We start from the raw sequence: 15,994 nt of genomic DNA, 5'->3' as shown, positions 1-15,994 counted from the left end.
GGTGCCGGCAATCAGGCCGCAGGCTGCTCAGACAGGCGGACCACCAGGTCGGCACTGTCGGCAGTGGGGGTGATCAGGGCAGCGTTGGTCTCGTCGCTGCCCAACGCCCAGGCCCGCGCCTCCTCCGGCGAACGCCCGAACGCCTCGTGCCGGGCCGTCAACCGGCGCAGGCGCAGCTCGGCGTCCAGGTCGAGGAACCACACCTCGTGCAGCAGCGACCGGACCTCCTGCCACGGAAAGTCCGGCAACAGCAGATAGTTGCCCTCGGTCACCACCAGGCGGACCGATGGCGGCACCTCGATCGACCCCGCCACCGGTTCCTCCAGCTCACGGCGGAACTCCGGCGCGTACACCGAAGTCGGCTCCAGGCGGTGCAGCCGGCGCAGCAGCGAGACGTAGCCGTTGGCGTCGAACGTGTCGACCGCGCCCTTGCGGTCGGCGCGGCCCAGCCGGACCAACTGCGCCTGCGCCAGGTGGAAGCCGTCCATCGGCACGAGCCGGGCGCTCGGCCCGATCTCGGCGACGATCCGCTCGGCGAGCGTGGACTTGCCGGCACCGGGCGCACCGGTGATGCCGAGCAGCTGACGCGGACCGGCGTCGGCCAGGCCCCGCGCCCGTGCCACAAGCTCGTCGAAGGCCAGAACCCGCGCCGGGGTCATCAGCCCAGCACCGGTTCGCTGATCGTGAACCGCGCCTGCACTGCCGCCTGCACTGTCTGCGGCTGCGGGTCCAGCTCCAGGTCGGGCACACCGCCACCGCCACCGACCTCGAACGCCGCGCGGGCGAACATCGGCCGGTCCGCCGGGCCGGTGTCGGCCAGCTCGATCAACGCGGTGACCCGGGCCCCGAGCGCCTCGGCGTACTCCCTGGCGCGCAGCAGCGCGTCACTTATCGCGGCGTGCCGCGCCGCGCGGTACGCGGGGCTGTCCGGGCGCAGCTCCCACCAGGGCCCGACCACCTCGACCTGGTCCTGATCGGCCAGGCGGAGCATCAGCTCACCCAGCGCGGTGAAGTCCGTGACCGTGACAGTGGTGGTGACGCTGCCGTGCCAGGCCACCACGCGCTCGCCCGAGCGTCGGGTCTCCGGCCGCACCCGCAGGTCGCCGGTCTCCCGCCGGGCCACCGCCGGCTCCGCGCCGTCCAGCAGCACCCGCACTGCGGCGGCACGCTCGGCCAGCCGGGCCAGCGTCGCCTCCCGGTCCTTGTCGCGGGCCGTCGCGGTGACAGCGAAACGGGCCAGCTCGGGCGGCACCTCCTGGTGTGCCTCGCCGCGTACCTGCACCACCGGGCCGTCCGTCGCCATGACTGTCAGCCTAGTCAGCCGCCGGCCGCCACGCGGTGTAGGAGACGGCACCCGAGTCGATCCGGCAGCCGGTCAGGTGCCCGCCCGCCGCGCCCAGTCCGCACAGCCAGGCCACCTCGACGGCATGGTCCCCATCGGCCGGGAAAGCCTGCTCCAGCTCGACGAACCGGCGGCCGCGCAGCGCCGACCGGGCCGCCCGCGCCTCCGCGTACCCGCCGGTCAGGGCCGTCGCGTCGCCGGCCCACAGCGCGGCGGCCAGCTCGTCAAGGAGTACGCGCACAGCGGCCAACTCTTGCAGCACCCGGTCGCGGTTGCCGAGCAGCATGTTCGCTGTCCGCTCGGCAGGCGTGCCGGCGACCCGGGTGCCGTCGGTGAAGCTGCCCGCAGCAAGCGCCAGCACCGCGTCCCGCAGCGGCGACCGCTGGACTGCCCCGGCAAGCGCACCGGCAAGCAGGTGCGGCACGTGCGAGGCGAGAGCGGCAACCGAGTCGTGCTCCGGCGCGGACATCGGCACCACCCGGGCACCGAACACCTCCACAAGCAGCCCGGTCAACAAGCGGAAGGCGAGCGTCGCGGCGCCCGTCGCCGGACAGAGCACCCAGGCTGCGCCAGCGAGGAGCGTCGTTGAGGCGGCTGTCAGGCCAGCGGACTCGGCGCCGGCCATCGGGTGCCCGGGGACGAACCGGTCGGTGAGCCCGAGACTGCCGGCCGCCTCGGCCACCTCTGCCTTGGTGCTACCGACGTCGGTCAACACGCAGTCCGGCGCGGTCAGCTCGGCGACCTGTGCCAGCGTGCGGGGCAATGTGGGCAGCGGGCCGCAGAGGAATACCACGTCCCGACCGGCGACGGCCTGCTCGACAGTGGCCGGGGCATTCAAGCCGCGTTCCCGGGCCCGTTCCCGCGTCGCCGGATCCGGGTCCCAGCCGGCGACGTCCAAGCCGGCGTCGGCGAGGCGCAGCAACACCGAACCGCCGATCAGGCCGGTGCCGAGCACCGCCGCCCGCACTCCGGCGTACCGCCCGGTCGTGCCGTCGGTCATCGCCGGCCGCCCGGAATCAGGCCCGGAGCCGGTCGGCGACAGCGGCGACGTGCTCGTCGGACTCGGTGAGCGCCACCCGGACGTACCGCTGGGCGGTGGGACCGTAGAAGACGCCGGCCGCGACCAGGATGCCGCGCCGGGCCAGCCAGTCGACGGTCGCCCAGCAGTCCTCGTCACGGGTGAGCCAGAGGTAGAGGCCGGCCTCCGAGTGCTCGATCGTGAAGCCGGCGCCGGTGAACGCGTCGGTCAGCACCTCACGTCGCGCTCGGTAGCGCTCGCGCTGCTCGGCGGCATGCTGCTCGTCCCTCAGGGCGGCCACCATGGCGGCCTGCACCGGCGCGGGCACGATCATCCCGGCGTGTTTGCGGACCTTCAACAGCTCGGCGACGAGCGCCGGGTCACCGGCCACGAACCCGGCCCGGTAGCCGGCGAGGTTTGACCGCTTGGACAGCGAGTGCACGGCGAGCACCCCGGCGTAGTCACCGCCGCAGACCTGCGGGGACAGCACCGAGACCGGCTCGGCGGACCAGCCCAGCGGCAGGTAGCACTCGTCGCTGGCGACCACCGCGCCGCGCTCACGGGCCCAGTCGACAACCTTGCGCAGGTGCGCCGCGGGCAGCACCTGCCCGGTCGGGTTGCCCGGCGAGTTGACCCACACCAACCGGACGCGGGAGGTCGGCCCGACAGCGGTGAGCGAGTCGGCGCGGACCACCGTGGCACCTGCCAGCCGCGCCCCGTCCTCGTAGGTGGGGTACGCGATCGACGGCACCACGACCACGTCGCCCGGGCCGATGCCCAGCAGTGTGGGCAGCCAGGCGACCAGCTCCTTGGAGCCGATGGTCGGCAACACGCCGAGCCCGTCGACCCCGGCGCCACAGGCGCGGGCGACCCAGGCCGCGATGGCGTCACGCAGCACCGGAGTGCCGGCGGTCAGCGGGTAGCCGGGAGCATCGGACGCGTCAGCGAGCGCCTGCCTGATCACCTCGGGCACCGGGTCGACAGGCGTACCCATGGAGAGGTTGATCAGACCCTCCGGATGCGCCGCGGCCAGGGTGGCCGCGGCGTCCAGGGTGTCCCAGGTGAACTCGGGCAGCCGCGACGAGACCGGCGCGGGCCGGTTCAGTGGCCCTCGCCGCGCGGCGGCTGCGCGGCGACGAACGTGGCGTCCTTCTCCACCTTGCCGATCTTCGAAGCGCCCCCGGGCGAGCCCAGGTCCTCGAAGAACTCGTAGTTGGCGCCCGTGTAGTCCTTCCACTGCTCCGGAACGTCGTCCTCGTAGAAGATCGCCTCCACGGGGCAGACAGGCTCACAGGCACCGCAGTCGACGCACTCGTCGGGGTGGATGTAGAGCATCCGGTTGCCCTCGTAAATGCAGTCGACCGGGCATTCCTCGATGCATGCCTTGTCGAGCACATCCACGCACGGCTCGGCGATGATGTAGGTCACCGGTCTTCTCCTCCGCAAGACGCGCCGCGATCTCCCGCGACGGTAAGAGCCTAGTATCTCGCCGGGGAGGGGGTCGATCGTGCTCCGACAGCAGGATGTGGGACACCGTATCGTGGTCCGCCGGATTGTGGGGGTTCGCGAAGGTCGCCCGCTATTCTCCGATGCCCTCGGTGAGCTCGTGGAGTTGAGCGAGACCCATCTCACGCTTGCCACCGCAAAGGGCAATCTGAGAGTGCCGGTGGCGCAGGTGCACCGGGCCAAGCGCGTACCGCCGACCCGCCGGCCGACCGCCGCGTCGGTGGTGGCGCTCGAACGGGCCGCCGACGAAGCCTGGCCCGCGCCCACCCGGAGCCGCCTCGGCGAATGGCTGCTGCGCTCCGCCGAGGGCTGGACCGGCCGCGCCAACTCCGCGCTGCCGATCGGCGACCCGGACCGCCCGTTGCCCGCCGCCGTGGACGCGGTCGAGCGCTGGTACGCCGAGCAGGGCCAACCGGCGATCATCAACACGCCGCTGCCGCTCGCCGCGCCCGTCGGTGCCGAACTGGACGCCCGCGGCTGGACCACCCGCCCGCCGACACTCGTCCAGACCGCTCCACTCCCCCTGCCATCCATCGCCGCCCCCGAAAAAGGCGACACGTCCGGTGCGGCCGCCACGCCGGATGGCGGCAGGCTCGATGCCACACCCGCGGACCAGGGGCCTGCTGGCGACGTCGGTCGGCTGGGCGACGCGGTCGTCGAGTTGGTGACCGCGCCGACCGAGGAGTGGCTGGCCATCGCCGCAGGCCGCAAGGGCGGCCTGCCGGACGCCGCCCGACACGTGCTCACCGCCGTGGACCAGGTCCGCTTCGCCCACGTGTACGCCGACGGCACGCTCGTGGCGATCGGCCGAGGCACGGTGACCGGCCAGGGGCGCTGGTTGGGCCTCAGCCTCATCGAGGTGCTACCTGCCGCACGCCGGCAGGGGCTGGCCCGCCGGGTGATCGACGCACTCGCCGAATGGGGGGCGTCGGCCGGCGCGACGCACGTGTTCCTCCAGGTGGAGCAGCGCAACACGGCGGCGGTCGCGCTCTACCGGCGCCTCGGGTTCACCACGCACCACACGTACCTGACCCGGGTGGCCCCGCACTGACTCCGACCGCGCGGCGGGTCAGCGGCGGACGACGCGGCGCGGCTTGGCGGCCTTGACCTCGGCGAACCGCTTGAGCTGCTGGGAACGGTAGTCACGACCGAGAGCTGTGGCGACAAGGTAGCCGACAAGCGTTCCGGCGCCGGTCGCGAGCAGGTAGAGCCAGATCTGGGCGAAGAACGTGCCAGCACCACCGGCGAACGGATTGTGGCCGACGAGCAACGGCCCGACCAGCACGGTAAGCGCCATCGCCACAAGCACCACGACGACGACGTCGCCCGCCCAGGCGCCCAGCGGCCTGCGGCACCCCCAGCGGAAGGCGACCACGGCCAGGACCAGACCGATCACCAGGAACATCACAAGCGACACCCGGTCGGCTGCGGCGTCGTCGCCGTCGAAACCGAACCGCGTGACCAGTCGGGCGACGACGTTGACCGCGAACAACGCTCCCGCCAGCACGCCGACGTCACGCCACCGTCTGTCCATCGGACGACCTCCTGCCGTACGCCCCGTCATGGGGCCGCTTCCCTGGCAGGAATATCTACCACCCACACACCGGTGGCGTCATCAGCCGCCAGGGCTGGTCGGTGGGGCGAGAATCTGCCGGAAGCCCATCACGGCGAAGGTCATCGCGCCAGCCACGATCATGGCCAAGCCGACCCAGTTGTCGCCAGCCAACAGGAGGTCGCCCTCGCTGGTGCGGACCGCTGCCACCGCCATCAGGGCAAACCACGGTACGGCCGGCAGCGCCACCGCCCACCGGCGACCGACCGCCTCGTACGCGAACCAGCTCAGCGCGATGTTCGCGCCGATGGCGAGCAGCACCGAGACACCGACGAGCTGACCGCCGATCCGGAACGTGGCGAGCAGCAACTCCAGCACACCTGTCACCACACCGGCCACCACAGCGACGATCCCGCCGGTCAGTCGCAGGCCCAGATCCAGCAGTCGCGGCGGCGGCCCCGCCTCGGGCGGGGTCTCCTGGTCCTCCACGACCGGCATCGGGGCGGCGGGCAGGGTCACCGGAGGCCGGCTGCCGCGACCGGCGACCGATCCGGGCCGGCCTCCTCGGGCAGCCCGGCGAACAGGTCGTCCTCCCAGCCGTACGGGCCGGTGCCGGGACCCTTTTCGCCGACTGCGAGGGTGAAGAACTCCACCCCCATGAACTCGCCACCGAAGTTGCCGGCGATCGAGTAGAGCCACGAGGTCGCCGGGATCTGGGTGGCGTGCGCCCGCATCGCCGCTTCCTTGGCGGTGTGCTGGTCCGTGCCGTCGATCCGCGCGGCGATCTGGTCGTCAGGGGTGCCGAAGGGCAGCTCGGCGGCATCCTTGATGTTGGCGAACGGGTTGTCGGAGGACTCGGCGAAGTGCGTCAGGCCGGCTTCCAGCACGCTCAGCGGCATGGCCGTCCAGTAGACCTTCAGCGGTGCGCAGCCCTCGGCGGCTGCCAGTTCGACAGCACGCATCGCCACCCGGTGCGCCTGGATGTGGTCCGGGTGGCCGTAGAAGCCGTTCGGGTCGTACGTGATCAGCACCTGCGGGCGTACCTCCCGCATGATCTCCACCAGGTGCCCGGCGGCCTCGTCCAGGTCGGCCTGCCAGAAGGCGCGGGGGTGCTCGTTGGTGGCGAGGCCCATCATGCCCGAGTCGCGGTAGCGGCCGGCGCCGCCGAGGAAGCGGTGGTCGGTGACGCCGAGCGCGGCGCAGGCCGCGGCCAGCTCGGCGATCCGGTAGCCGCCCAACTGGTCGGCCTCGGCGGCGGCGAGCTGCGACAGAGCCGGTACGTGGATCTCGCCCTCCTCGCCGAGGGTGCAGGTCGCAAGCGTGACGTGTGCGCCGGCCTCGGCGTAGTGGGCCATCGTCGAGCCGGTGCCGATCGACTCGTCGTCGGGGTGCGCGTGGACCAGCAGCAGGCGGCGGTCGGGCAGCGTCGTCACGCGGTCACTCTAACTGGCGGTTCCATCGGGGCATCGTCAACGCGTCCGCCCAGGTCGGCCACATCACGCCCGGCGCGGCTCTACGATTTGGCCTGTGGACTTTCCGGAACTGGCCGCCCGCACCCGCCGGTTCAGCCACGGCGCGCCACGCGCGGTCTCGGTGGCCGAGGACGGCTCCCGGGTGATCTTCCTGCGTTCCTCCGGGCCAGAGGATCCGGCGGACGCGCTCTGGCTGCTGGACGTGGCGACCGGCGAGGAGCGGCTGGTGGCCGACCCGGCGACCCTGCTCGGCGCCGACGGTGACGTCCGGGCGCTCTCCCCCGGTGAGCGGGCGCTGCGCGAGCGGCTGCGGCTCACCGCCGCGGGCATCGGCTCGTACGCGCTTGACGCCGCCGGTCGGGTGGCGGTGTTCGCGCTGGCCGGGCGGTTGTTCCGGGCCGATCTGGTGCACGGCGACGTGGTCGAGGTCGAAGCCGTCGGCCCGGTGCTCGACCCCCGGCCGGATCCGACCGGGCAGCGGCTGGCGTACGTGACCGACGCGGCCGAGGGCGTACGTCGAGGTGAGCTGCGGGTGATCGAGGCCGACGGCACCGACACCCTGCTGGCCGGCGAGGACGCCGGGGTGAGCTGGGGGTTGGCCGAGCACATCGCGGCCGAGGAGTTCGGTCGTTACCGAGGCTACTGGTGGGCGCCGGACGGTCGGATGGTGCTCGCCGCCCGGGTGGACGAGTCCCGGCTGGAGCGCTGGCACCTGCACGACCCGGCCGAGCCGGGCAGCCCGCCGACAGCCGTCGCGTACCCCCGTGCCGGTGGGCCCAACGCCGAGGTCAGCCTGCATCTGCTTGACCTTGACGACGGCTGGGTCGACGTGCACTGGGACCGGGAGACCTACCCGTACCTGACCGGGGTCAGTTGGGGCGAGGGCAGTCCGCTGATCACCGTGCTGCGCCGTTCGCAGCAGCACGGGCTGGTGCTCGCTGTGGATCCGCGTACCGGTGAGACACAGGTGCACGCCGAACTGGCCGATCCGCGCTGGGTGGAGCCGATCGCCGGCACCCCGGCGCACCTGCCGGACGGCCGGGTGCTGGTCGGCGGAGAGTTGGCCCACGACGGGTACGACGCGCGCTGCCTGTTCGCCGACGGCACCCTGCTCACCCCACCGTCGCTGTACGTGCGGCGGGTGGTGGGTCGACTGCCGGCGAAGAGCGGTCCGGCCGACCTGCTGGTCGAGGCGAGCGACGGCGAGCCGAGCGAGCGGCACCTGTTCCGGGTCCGCACCACGATCGGCGGCGGAGTGGACGCCCGGCGGATCACCACCGACTCGGGGTGGCACACGGCGGCCGTGGGCGGGGACGTGCTGGTGGTCGGGACGGCGACGCTGGACCACGCCGGGGTGCGGTGGACGGTGTCCCGCGCCGGGCAGCAGGTAGCCGAACTGCTGTCGCTGGCCGCCAACCCGCCGTACTCTCCGCTGCCCCTGCTCGAGCGGGTGACCGACCGGCGGTTGCCGGCGGCGGTGCTCTACCCCGACAACCACGTGACGGGCCGCCGGCTGCCGGTGCTGCTGGACGTCTACGGCGGCCCCGGCCACCAGGAGGTCGTGGCCGCCCGCGCTGCCTGGCTGGAGCGGCAGTGGTGGGCCGACGCCGGGTTCGCTGTGGTCACCATCGACAACCGGGGTACGCCGGGAGTTGCCCCGTCGTTCGAGAAGGCGATCCACCGGCGGGTGGCCGACGTGATCCTTACCGACCAGGTGGACGCGTTGACAGCCCTCGCCGGCAAACACCCGGACCTGGACCTGAGCCGGGTCGGTGTGCGCGGCTGGTCGTTCGGGGGTTGGCTGGCCGGGTTGGCGGTGCTGCGCCACCCCGAGCTGTTCAAGTGCGGGATCGCGGGCGCCCCGGTGACCGACTGGGCGCTGTACGACACGGCGTACACCGAGCGTTATCTGGGGATGCCGGAGGACGGCATGGACGTGTACGCGCACCACTCGCTCATCGAGTTGGCCGCCGAACCGGTCACCAGCCGGGACCAGGCGCGCCCGTTGCTGCTGGTGCACGGCCTGGCCGACGACAACGTGGTGGCCGCGCACACGTTGCGGCTCTCGGCGGCGCTGCTCAGCACCGGCCGGCCGCACGCCGTACTGCCGCTGACCGGCGCCACCCACATGGCCGCGAACGGCACCGCCGAGCGACTGCTGCCGCTGGAGCTGGACTTCCTGCGTACCCATCTGCTGTGAACCGTCCTGCTCGCCCCCGCCGTGAATCTTGGGTGGTCGGCTCGGGAGTGGGTGGCCGGCGCGGTGGCACGTTCTGGCCGAGACTGTCAGGATTCGTGATCGAGTGTCGACGCGTGGGCAGGAGAACCGATGAGCGGCTGGAACGACAAAGTCATCGAAGAGTTTCGGGCCAACGGTGGGCAGGTCGGCGGCAACTTCGCGGGCGCGCCGCTGCTGCTGTTGCACACGGTCGGCGCCAAGAGCGGCCAGACTCGCGTGAACCCGATGATGTACCAGAAGGTGGACGGCGGCTACGCCGTGTTCGCGTCCAAGGGCGGTGCGCCCACAAGTCCCGACTGGTACCACAACCTGCTCGCCCAGCCCCAGGTGCGCGCGGAGATCGGCACGGACACCGTCGAGTTGGTCGCCAGGGTTGCCACCGGGGACGAGCGGGAACGGATCTGGAACGCGCAGAAGGCCGCGTATCCAGGCTTCGCCGACTACGAGCAGAAGACGGCCCGGCAGATCCCAGTCGTCGTACTCGAACCCGCGCCGTAGATCAGGGCGGCACGACCCAAGCGCGGCCGGCACGGGCGCGCCGCCGGTCCGGGTCGGTTTCGGTCGGCTTCGGCTTCGGCTTCGGCGCAAGGACATGGACGTTCTGGTGGTGGCGGCGCGAGCCCGCACGGTCCGTGGAACGGACCTCGACCACGCTCACATTGGCTTCAGTCGAGCCAGCAGATCACCGCGGCACCATCTCGGGCGGCTGCCGCGAAGAAGCTCCGGACGTCGGGCAGATAGTGGGCCGCCCACGCGAGTTCGTCGGGGCTTTCCCAGGGCCCGGGGTAGACGTCGGCCCGTTTCAACTCCTGCGGGTCGACGCCTCGGACGAGGTCGTCTTCGGTTAGCGCGGCCAACTGCGACGCCGCTGCCGCCACCTGGGCCGGTGTCAGGTACGAGGGCGGCCCGTAGCCCCAGTCATCTTCGAGGTTCTCCAGGAAGTCGAACATCTCCTCGCTGTCGGGTTCGACGTCGGGAAATTCCACGAAGCTCTCCGCGCCGAGGACCAGTGGAATCTCGAAGCCCAGCCGATCGAGGAGGAAGTCAAGCCCGTTCCATGCTTTGTCGGTGCCGGTCCAGCGCTCGGAGTCGCCGTCCCGTTCCGTAATGGCGAGTTCGTAGGCCCAGTTGAGGTCAGCCCTCGCCTGCTCCAGTTCGTCCGGGGAAACCCGCAGCCAGTTGCCGTTCATGCTCACCCCGACAGGCTAGGCGCTGGCTACGACAGCCCTCGTCACGGACGGGTCGACAAGGCTGCCAGCCAGGCGTGTCCCGGATGTACCCGCGTCAACAGCCTGGACAGCGTCTCACGCCGGGTACGGCTCAGCAGTGGGAGAGCGCCGTCGAAGTCGGCCTGGTCCTTGGGGCGTACGTGCTTGGCCTTGAAGAGAAGAACGAGCTCGGGTACCAGGTAGGGGATCCGGTCCACGGTGTGCCTGATGATCTCGGCGTAGGGCAGCCTGATCGTCTCGTCTCTCCGGCAGATCCACGTGTCGCCGTCGTGCGGCTCACGGAAGACGTCAAGCAGGTAGCGTCCGGTCGCCGGATCGCGCAGCCACGTCTGCCGGGTGGCATTCAGCACCTGCGGCGTCGCCGCTTCCCAGATCCGGGCGTCGCCGACCGCATCGACGGCGAACTCGGCGAAGCGCTCGCGGATCTCCGGGAACCGCCGGGCGGGCACGCCGATCTCGATGTCGTGATGGTCGCGGGTCTGCTCACCACGGAACAGGTCAAGCGCCCAGCCCGCCGCCACAAACCAAGGCACGGAGATGCCGGCCAGGCGCTGCCAGACGTCGTGCGGCGTCCAGCACCCCGCCCAGCGGGCTTCGAGCGCCGGAAGGTCACCGGGCGACACCCGGATACCTCCGCTTGGCAACGGGTCACTCACCGCACGAACCTATCCGGGATCACCGCCTGCCTCGCCAGAGTGGAGCCGAGCTGGCCGAGTCGGAGGATCTGCTCCGACGTTTACCTGACGAGCCTGCTGGACACTTGTCGCTCATGTTCGAGGGCTTCGCGGACGAGCGGATCGACGTCGGGGAAGTGGAACTTCGGGTCCGGCACGCGGGGCAAGGGCGTCCGGTCCTCCTCATCCACGGGCATCCGCGTACCGGATCGACGTGGCATCGGGTCGCGCCGCAACTGGTGGATCGCGGGTTCACAGTCGTCTGCCCGGACATGCGCGGCTACGGGCAGTCGGGGAGGGCCCGGATCCTCTCCGACCACTCTCAGCAGTCCAAGCGAGCCGTGGCAGCGGACCTGGTCCGGCTTATGAACGCCCTCGGCCACCCGACGTTTTCCGTCGTCGGGCACGACCGCGGCGCCTACGTCGCGCTGCGTCTGGCACTGGACCATCCCCACGCGGTCAACCGCCTGGTCGTTCTCGACGGTGTGCCCATCAGCGAGGCCCTCGCGCGCTGCGACGCCACTTTCGCCCGCGACTGGTACCACTGGTTCTTCTTCGCTCAGCCGGACACGCCGGAGCGGGTGATCAACGCCGATCCCGACGCCTGGTACGCGAGCAGGGCACGGCCCGAGATCATGGGAGCCGAGAACTACAGGGAGTTCCGGCAGGCCATTCACGATCCCGCCACCGTCCGGGCGATGCTGGAGGACTACCGCGCCGGCCTCGGCGTCGACCGGGAGCACGAGGAAGCCGACCGGCACGCCGGCCGCACCGTGGGCTGCCCGACGCTTTTCCTCTGGTCGACGGAGGACGACATGGAGAAGCTGTACGGTGATCCGCTCGCCATCTGGAGGCAGTGGGCCACCGATCTCCGTGGCCACCCGATCGAGTCCGGACACCACGTCGCGGAGGAGAACCCCGACGACCTGACCGCGGCGCTGCATCACTTTTTCGCCTGACCGACCGGCCCGCCACCGTCCGCCCATGCCACTGCGCGCGGGGCACACGGAGGCATCGCGGGGATGCAATCCTGGGCGGCATGACGGACCTCGACGCCAAGGCGAATCTCCATCTGTACGGGAGGCACGCGAGGCGCTGCTCGGAAAGCTCGACGAGCTTTCCGAGTACGACGTACGGCGGCCGCTCGTGCCGACCGGCACGAACCTGCTCGGGCTGGTAAAGCACGTGGCAGCGATGGCCGCCGGGTACTTCGGTGAGACGTTCGACAGGCCTCTTCCCGAGTTCGTCCCAGGTCTGGACGAGGACGGCGAGCCGAACGCGGACATGTGGGCCACGGCGGACGAGTCCCGCGACGATGTCATCGGCCTGTGGCATCGAGCCTGGGCGCACGCGGACGCGACGATCGACACGCTTGCGATCGACGCGCCCGGCTCGGTGCGGTGGTGGGGCCACACACCGGTGACCCTGCACCACATCCTCGTGCGCATGCTCGCCGAGGTGAACCGGCACGCCGGGCACGCCGACATCGTGCGTGAGCTAATCGATGGCCAGGTCGGCTGGCGGCGGCCCGGCGACAACGTGGTCGACCGCGACGAGGCGTGGTGGGCCGCCTACCGCGAGGGGTTGGAATCGACCGCCCGCAAGTTCCGTTGAACGACCGGCAGGTCCGACCATTCGGGATCTTGGACAGTTTCCGTCATCGCTTGACGGTAAGTGTCCAAGATCTGCCCTGCCTGGTCGGTGTCAGTCCTCGATGCGTCCGGTGGCGGGGTCGACCATGGCCAGGAAGTCGCGAATGTTCTCCCTGTGCTCGTCGAGCGACAGGTCGAGAGTCGGACTCATTCCGAATCCGTAGCCGGGGTTCGGGCCGCTGAGCCACGTGTAGTCGGTGCCGTTGCACTCGTTTCGGCGGAGAGCGAACGTCTCTCCATCGACGTCGAGAGTGAGCGACGTGGCATCGCCAGTCTCGGGGCGCAGGCCGGGCACGGCCTCCGCAGGGGTCCCCTGGGCGCCGTCGCCGTCATCTGGGTAGATCGCATTCACAATGCCATCTTCACAGCAAGGGTCCCCTCCCGACGACGTTGTCGGGAGGGGACCCTTGCTGTGGTGCGGGAACTTACGGCTTGACGTACGCGTTGACGAACGACGGGTAGCCGAAGACGCTGGAGACGAAGACACCGCCGGCCTTGGACCCGTGCACGAAGTAGGCCACGTCGACGTACATCGGCACCACCGGCGCGTGCTCCTTCATGATCCGCTCGTCGAGCTTTGCCCACTCCGGGCCCTGCTCGGCCGGGGCCAGCGCCAGGATGCGGTCCATCTCGGCGTTGATCGTCGGGTCGTTGAAGTAGGACTGGTTGCTGTTGCCAGCGGCCTTGATGGTGCGGCCGTCGTAGAGCACCGGCAGGATCGAGGCGCCGCTGGGCCAGTCCGCCGCCCAGTTACCGATGTACAGGTCCCAGGGGTTGTCCTTCTTCTTGATCTCGTCGAGCTTGGCGTCGTCCGAGATGTTCCGCAGCGTGATCTTGAAGCCGGCGCGCTCCAGGTTGGCCTTGAGCTGGGCGCCCTGCTGCTGCTCGGTGGTGTTGTCGGCGACACCGAGGACCAGCTCGGGCGTCTGCCCGCCGAGCAGTTCCTTGGCCTTGGCGACGTCACCGTTGGGGCCCGCCGGGTACGCCTCGTACGCCTTGTAGCCGATGGTGGCCGGCGGCATGAGCGTGGTCAGCGGCGCGGCGACGGTCTGCCCGCCGAGCGCCTTGATCATGCCCTCGCGGTCGATGGCGTAGTTGAGCGCCTGGCGAATCTTCAGGTCCTTGACCCGCTGGTTGTTGATGACGAGCTGGTTGGCGCTCGGCGTCGGCGACAGGATGCTGCGCGACTTCAGCGACGCGTCACCGACCGCCTTGGCGACGAGCGAGGCGGGTACGCCGTTGAAGGCGAGCGCGCTCTGGTCGGCGCCGTTGTCGGCGATCACCCGGTTGTTCGCGGCGTCGGCGGTGGGGCCGAAGGTCCAGACGAACTGGTCCGGGTACTGGTGCCGGACCGGGTCGGTGTTCGGGTCCCAGTTGGGGTTGCGGTCCAGGGTGATCTGCACGCCTACCTGGTTCTTCGCGACCTTGTAGGGGCCCGACGAGAAGGGCTGCTTGTCCAGGTCGACGCCGGTGTCCTTGTCCGGCGGCAGCGGCGCGGTGGTCGGCAGCGAGACCGCGAACGGCAGGTCGCAGCGGGGCTTGGCGAACTCGAAGCGCAGCGTCTTGTCATCCGGCGTGCTCAGGCCCGGCGGCAGCGACGTCTTGTTCTTCTTGAAGTCCCACGCGGTGTCGAACTGCGGGCTGTCGGCCAGCCACTCCTGGATGTAGGTCGGGCCGCCGGACAGGTCCGGGTCGAAGGAGCGGGCGATGCCGTACGCGATCTCCTTGGAGGTGATCGGCCGGCCGTCTTCGAACTTCACCCCGTCCTTGACCTTGAATTCCCAGACCTTGCAGTCGTTGTTGACGTTCTTGCCCGGGGTCTCGGCAAGGTCACCCACCAGGACCAGGCCGCCCTTGCCGTCGTCCTTCCAGGTGGTCAGGTAGCGGGCGAAGAGCGGGTTGGTCATCAGACCGGCGAACGAGTACGTCCGCTGCGGGTCCAGGTGGGAGATCGGCGACTCCCGGATGATGGTGAAGGTGCCGCCCTTCGCGGCGCCCTCGACCTCGGCCGCCGGCCCCTGCGAGTCCTTGGGGTCGGTCGCGATGACCCCGGTCTGCTTGCGCTCGGTGTCCACAGTGGTGCCCTCGCCCGTGTTCTTCGAGCACGCACCCAATGCCACAACCAGAGCGATCGCGCCGCCTGCGGCAGCCACCACGCGTGGTCTCATGAAGTACCCCCTTCACCCATGTGCCGTGCGGTTTCGTCGGGGCGAGAACCGCCGACGTCCCGAGGATCGTAAGGAAGAAAACCTACGAGTTGTGTAACAGTTGTCGATAAATTTCGCCATCGGGCGGCGCTGCGGGCAGCCGACCGTCACCGCAGTCGTACCCGGGGGTCGATGGCCGCGTAGAGCAGGTCCACCAGCACGTTCGCCAACACCACGAAGACGGCCGCGATCAGCACGGTGGCCATGATGGTGGGCAGGTCGCCGGAGCGGACGGCGTCCACCGCCGTACGCCCCAGCCCCTGGATGCCGAACGTCGTCTCGGTGATCACCGTGCCGCCCAGCGCCCCGCCGACGTCCATCCCGGCGATGGTCACCACAGGGGTGATCGCCGCGCGGAGCGCGTGCCGCCCGTACACCTTGGGTTTGGCAAGGCCCTTGGCCCGTGCCGTGCGGACGAAGTCCTCCGACAGCGTCTCAAGCATCTGCGCCCTCGACAGCCGGGCGTAGATGGCCGAGAACAGGAACGCCAGCGCCACCCAGGCGAGCACCAGCCCACTGGCCCACTTCGCCGGATTGTCGAAGATCGACGTGTAGCTGGGCACCGGTAGCCACCGCAGGTTGTAGACGAACACCAGCAGCAGCACCGCGCCCACGAAGTAGAGCTGCAACGAGGCGCCGGTAAGCGAGAAGCCGATGGCGGCCCGGTCCAGCCAGGTGCCCCGACGCAGCGCGGACACCATGCCCAGCCCGACACCGAGCAGCAGCCAGAGGATCGCCGCCGGGATCACGATGCTCAGCGTCACCGGCAGCACCCGGGCGATGGTGTCCGAGACAGCCTCGTTGGTGACGTACGACCAGCCCAGGCAGGGTGCGTCGCACCTGCCGCCCTGGGCGCTGCCCAGGTCCCGTCCGGTGAAGATGCCCTTCATGTAGCCGGCGTACTGGCTGATCAGCGGGTCGTTCAGACCCAGGTCGTCGCGGACCCGCTCCAGCCGCTCCGGGTTGCAGTTCTTCGAGCAGATGCTGGTGACCGGGTCGCGTGGCAGGGCGAAGAACATCAGGAACGTCAGCACGCTCACCGCGAACAGGGTCAGCACGGCGGAGAAGAGCCGCTTGATCAGAAATCGCGCCATGAGTTACCC

18 protein-coding genes are annotated in these 15,994 nt (G+C 70.5%); 5 read left to right on the top strand and 13 right to left on the bottom strand.

Annotated elements, in window-relative coordinates; genetic code table 11:
* Positions 1 to 11: 11 nt before the first annotated feature.
* Genes ACPXB1_RS05135 through fdxA form a run of 5 tightly spaced genes read right to left on the bottom strand, consistent with a single transcriptional unit; the run spans position 12 to position 3,788 of the window.
* Positions 12 to 659 (bottom strand): nucleoside/nucleotide kinase family protein, encoded by a 648-nt coding sequence (locus ACPXB1_RS05135; RefSeq protein WP_355590874.1) that lies wholly within the window; start codon positions 657 to 659, stop codon positions 12 to 14.
* A complete protein-coding gene (locus ACPXB1_RS05130; RefSeq protein WP_425734851.1) occupies positions 659 to 1,303 on the bottom strand; it encodes an SIMPL domain-containing protein in 645 nt (214 codons plus the stop codon). The genes ACPXB1_RS05135 and ACPXB1_RS05130 overlap by 1 nt, the downstream gene beginning before the upstream one ends.
* Before the next feature lie 10 nt (positions 1,304 to 1,313).
* A complete protein-coding gene (locus ACPXB1_RS05125) occupies positions 1,314 to 2,342 on the bottom strand; it encodes a prephenate dehydrogenase (RefSeq protein ID WP_425734850.1) in 1,029 nt (342 codons plus the stop codon).
* Between the two features lie 16 nt (positions 2,343 to 2,358).
* The gene (dapC, locus tag ACPXB1_RS05120) at positions 2,359 to 3,465 is read right to left on the bottom strand and encodes a succinyldiaminopimelate transaminase (protein ID WP_355591399.1); all 1,107 of its coding nucleotides are present in this window, start codon (positions 3,463 to 3,465) and stop codon (positions 2,359 to 2,361) included.
* Positions 3,462 to 3,788, bottom strand: coding sequence for a ferredoxin (gene fdxA, locus ACPXB1_RS05115; RefSeq protein ID WP_007464872.1), 327 nt, complete (start codon positions 3,786 to 3,788; stop codon positions 3,462 to 3,464). The genes dapC and fdxA overlap by 4 nt, the downstream gene beginning before the upstream one ends.
* A 79-nt stretch (positions 3,789 to 3,867) precedes the next feature.
* Between fdxA and ACPXB1_RS05110 the strand changes: the two genes are divergently transcribed.
* Positions 3,868 to 4,917, top strand: coding sequence for a GNAT family N-acetyltransferase (locus tag ACPXB1_RS05110; RefSeq protein ID WP_425734849.1), 1,050 nt, complete (start codon positions 3,868 to 3,870; stop codon positions 4,915 to 4,917).
* Between the two features lie 18 nt (positions 4,918 to 4,935).
* Here ACPXB1_RS05110 and ACPXB1_RS05105 read toward each other — a convergent pair whose 3' ends face one another.
* The 3 genes from ACPXB1_RS05105 to mshB form a co-directional block, all read right to left on the bottom strand.
* Entirely contained in the window at positions 4,936 to 5,400 is a 465-nt protein-coding gene (locus ACPXB1_RS05105) for a hypothetical protein (RefSeq protein ID WP_355590862.1), read from the bottom strand.
* 81 nt (positions 5,401 to 5,481) lie between these two features.
* Positions 5,482 to 5,916: a hypothetical protein gene (locus ACPXB1_RS05100; RefSeq protein WP_355591396.1), complete on the bottom strand. Its 435-nt coding sequence runs from the start codon at positions 5,914 to 5,916 to the stop codon at positions 5,482 to 5,484.
* A 17-nt stretch (positions 5,917 to 5,933) separates the two neighbouring features.
* Complete coding sequence (gene mshB, locus ACPXB1_RS05095; protein WP_425734848.1) at positions 5,934 to 6,851, bottom strand: N-acetyl-1-D-myo-inositol-2-amino-2-deoxy-alpha-D-glucopyranoside deacetylase; 918 nt, start codon at positions 6,849 to 6,851, stop codon at positions 5,934 to 5,936.
* Between the two features lie 94 nt (positions 6,852 to 6,945).
* Between mshB and ACPXB1_RS05090 the strand changes: the two genes are divergently transcribed.
* Together ACPXB1_RS05090 and ACPXB1_RS05085 are read left to right on the top strand one after the other, a co-directional pair.
* On the top strand, positions 6,946 to 9,090 hold the full coding sequence (locus ACPXB1_RS05090; protein WP_355629863.1) for a S9 family peptidase: 2,145 nt from the start codon (positions 6,946 to 6,948) through the stop codon (positions 9,088 to 9,090).
* Positions 9,091 to 9,219: 129 nt separating this feature from the next.
* Positions 9,220 to 9,627, top strand: coding sequence for a nitroreductase family deazaflavin-dependent oxidoreductase (locus ACPXB1_RS05085; protein ID WP_355590853.1), 408 nt, complete (start codon positions 9,220 to 9,222; stop codon positions 9,625 to 9,627).
* 167 nt (positions 9,628 to 9,794) lie between these two features.
* Here ACPXB1_RS05085 and ACPXB1_RS05080 read toward each other — a convergent pair whose 3' ends face one another.
* Both ACPXB1_RS05080 and ACPXB1_RS05075 read right to left on the bottom strand, forming a co-directional pair.
* Complete coding sequence (locus tag ACPXB1_RS05080) at positions 9,795 to 10,319, bottom strand: DUF1877 family protein (RefSeq protein ID WP_355591393.1); 525 nt, start codon at positions 10,317 to 10,319, stop codon at positions 9,795 to 9,797.
* 41 nt (positions 10,320 to 10,360) lie between these two features.
* Positions 10,361 to 11,014, bottom strand: a complete 654-nt coding sequence (locus ACPXB1_RS05075) for a nucleotidyltransferase domain-containing protein (RefSeq protein WP_355590850.1) — start codon at positions 11,012 to 11,014, stop codon at positions 10,361 to 10,363.
* A 113-nt stretch (positions 11,015 to 11,127) separates the two neighbouring features.
* Between ACPXB1_RS05075 and ACPXB1_RS05070 the strand changes: the two genes are divergently transcribed.
* Both ACPXB1_RS05070 and ACPXB1_RS05065 read left to right on the top strand, forming a co-directional pair.
* Entirely contained in the window at positions 11,128 to 11,991 is an 864-nt protein-coding gene (locus ACPXB1_RS05070) for an alpha/beta fold hydrolase (RefSeq protein ID WP_355590847.1), read from the top strand.
* A 136-nt stretch (positions 11,992 to 12,127) separates the two neighbouring features.
* Complete coding sequence (locus tag ACPXB1_RS05065; RefSeq protein WP_355591390.1) at positions 12,128 to 12,646, top strand: DinB family protein; 519 nt, start codon at positions 12,128 to 12,130, stop codon at positions 12,644 to 12,646.
* Positions 12,647 to 12,736: 90 nt separating this feature from the next.
* On the opposite strand, the gene ACPXB1_RS05060 is transcribed toward ACPXB1_RS05065, so the two are convergent.
* From ACPXB1_RS05060 to ACPXB1_RS05050, 3 genes are all read right to left on the bottom strand, one after another.
* Positions 12,737 to 13,036, bottom strand: coding sequence for a hypothetical protein (locus tag ACPXB1_RS05060; protein WP_355629857.1), 300 nt, complete (start codon positions 13,034 to 13,036; stop codon positions 12,737 to 12,739).
* A 73-nt stretch (positions 13,037 to 13,109) separates the two neighbouring features.
* On the bottom strand, positions 13,110 to 14,852 hold the full coding sequence (locus tag ACPXB1_RS05055) for an ABC transporter substrate-binding protein (RefSeq protein WP_355590841.1): 1,743 nt from the start codon (positions 14,850 to 14,852) through the stop codon (positions 13,110 to 13,112).
* 146 nt (positions 14,853 to 14,998) lie between these two features.
* Entirely contained in the window at positions 14,999 to 15,985 is a 987-nt protein-coding gene (locus ACPXB1_RS05050) for an ABC transporter permease (RefSeq protein ID WP_355590838.1), read from the bottom strand.
* Between the last annotated feature and the right edge of the window lie 9 nt (positions 15,986 to 15,994).

Origin of the sequence: Micromonospora sp. DT68 (assembly GCF_049847245.1) — a bacterium.
In the GTDB taxonomy this organism is placed as follows: Bacteria; Actinomycetota; Actinomycetes; order Mycobacteriales; family Micromonosporaceae; genus Micromonospora; species Micromonospora profundi.
Note: the sequence above shows the minus strand (reverse complement) of the source record. Positions and strands in the feature narration are given on the sequence as shown.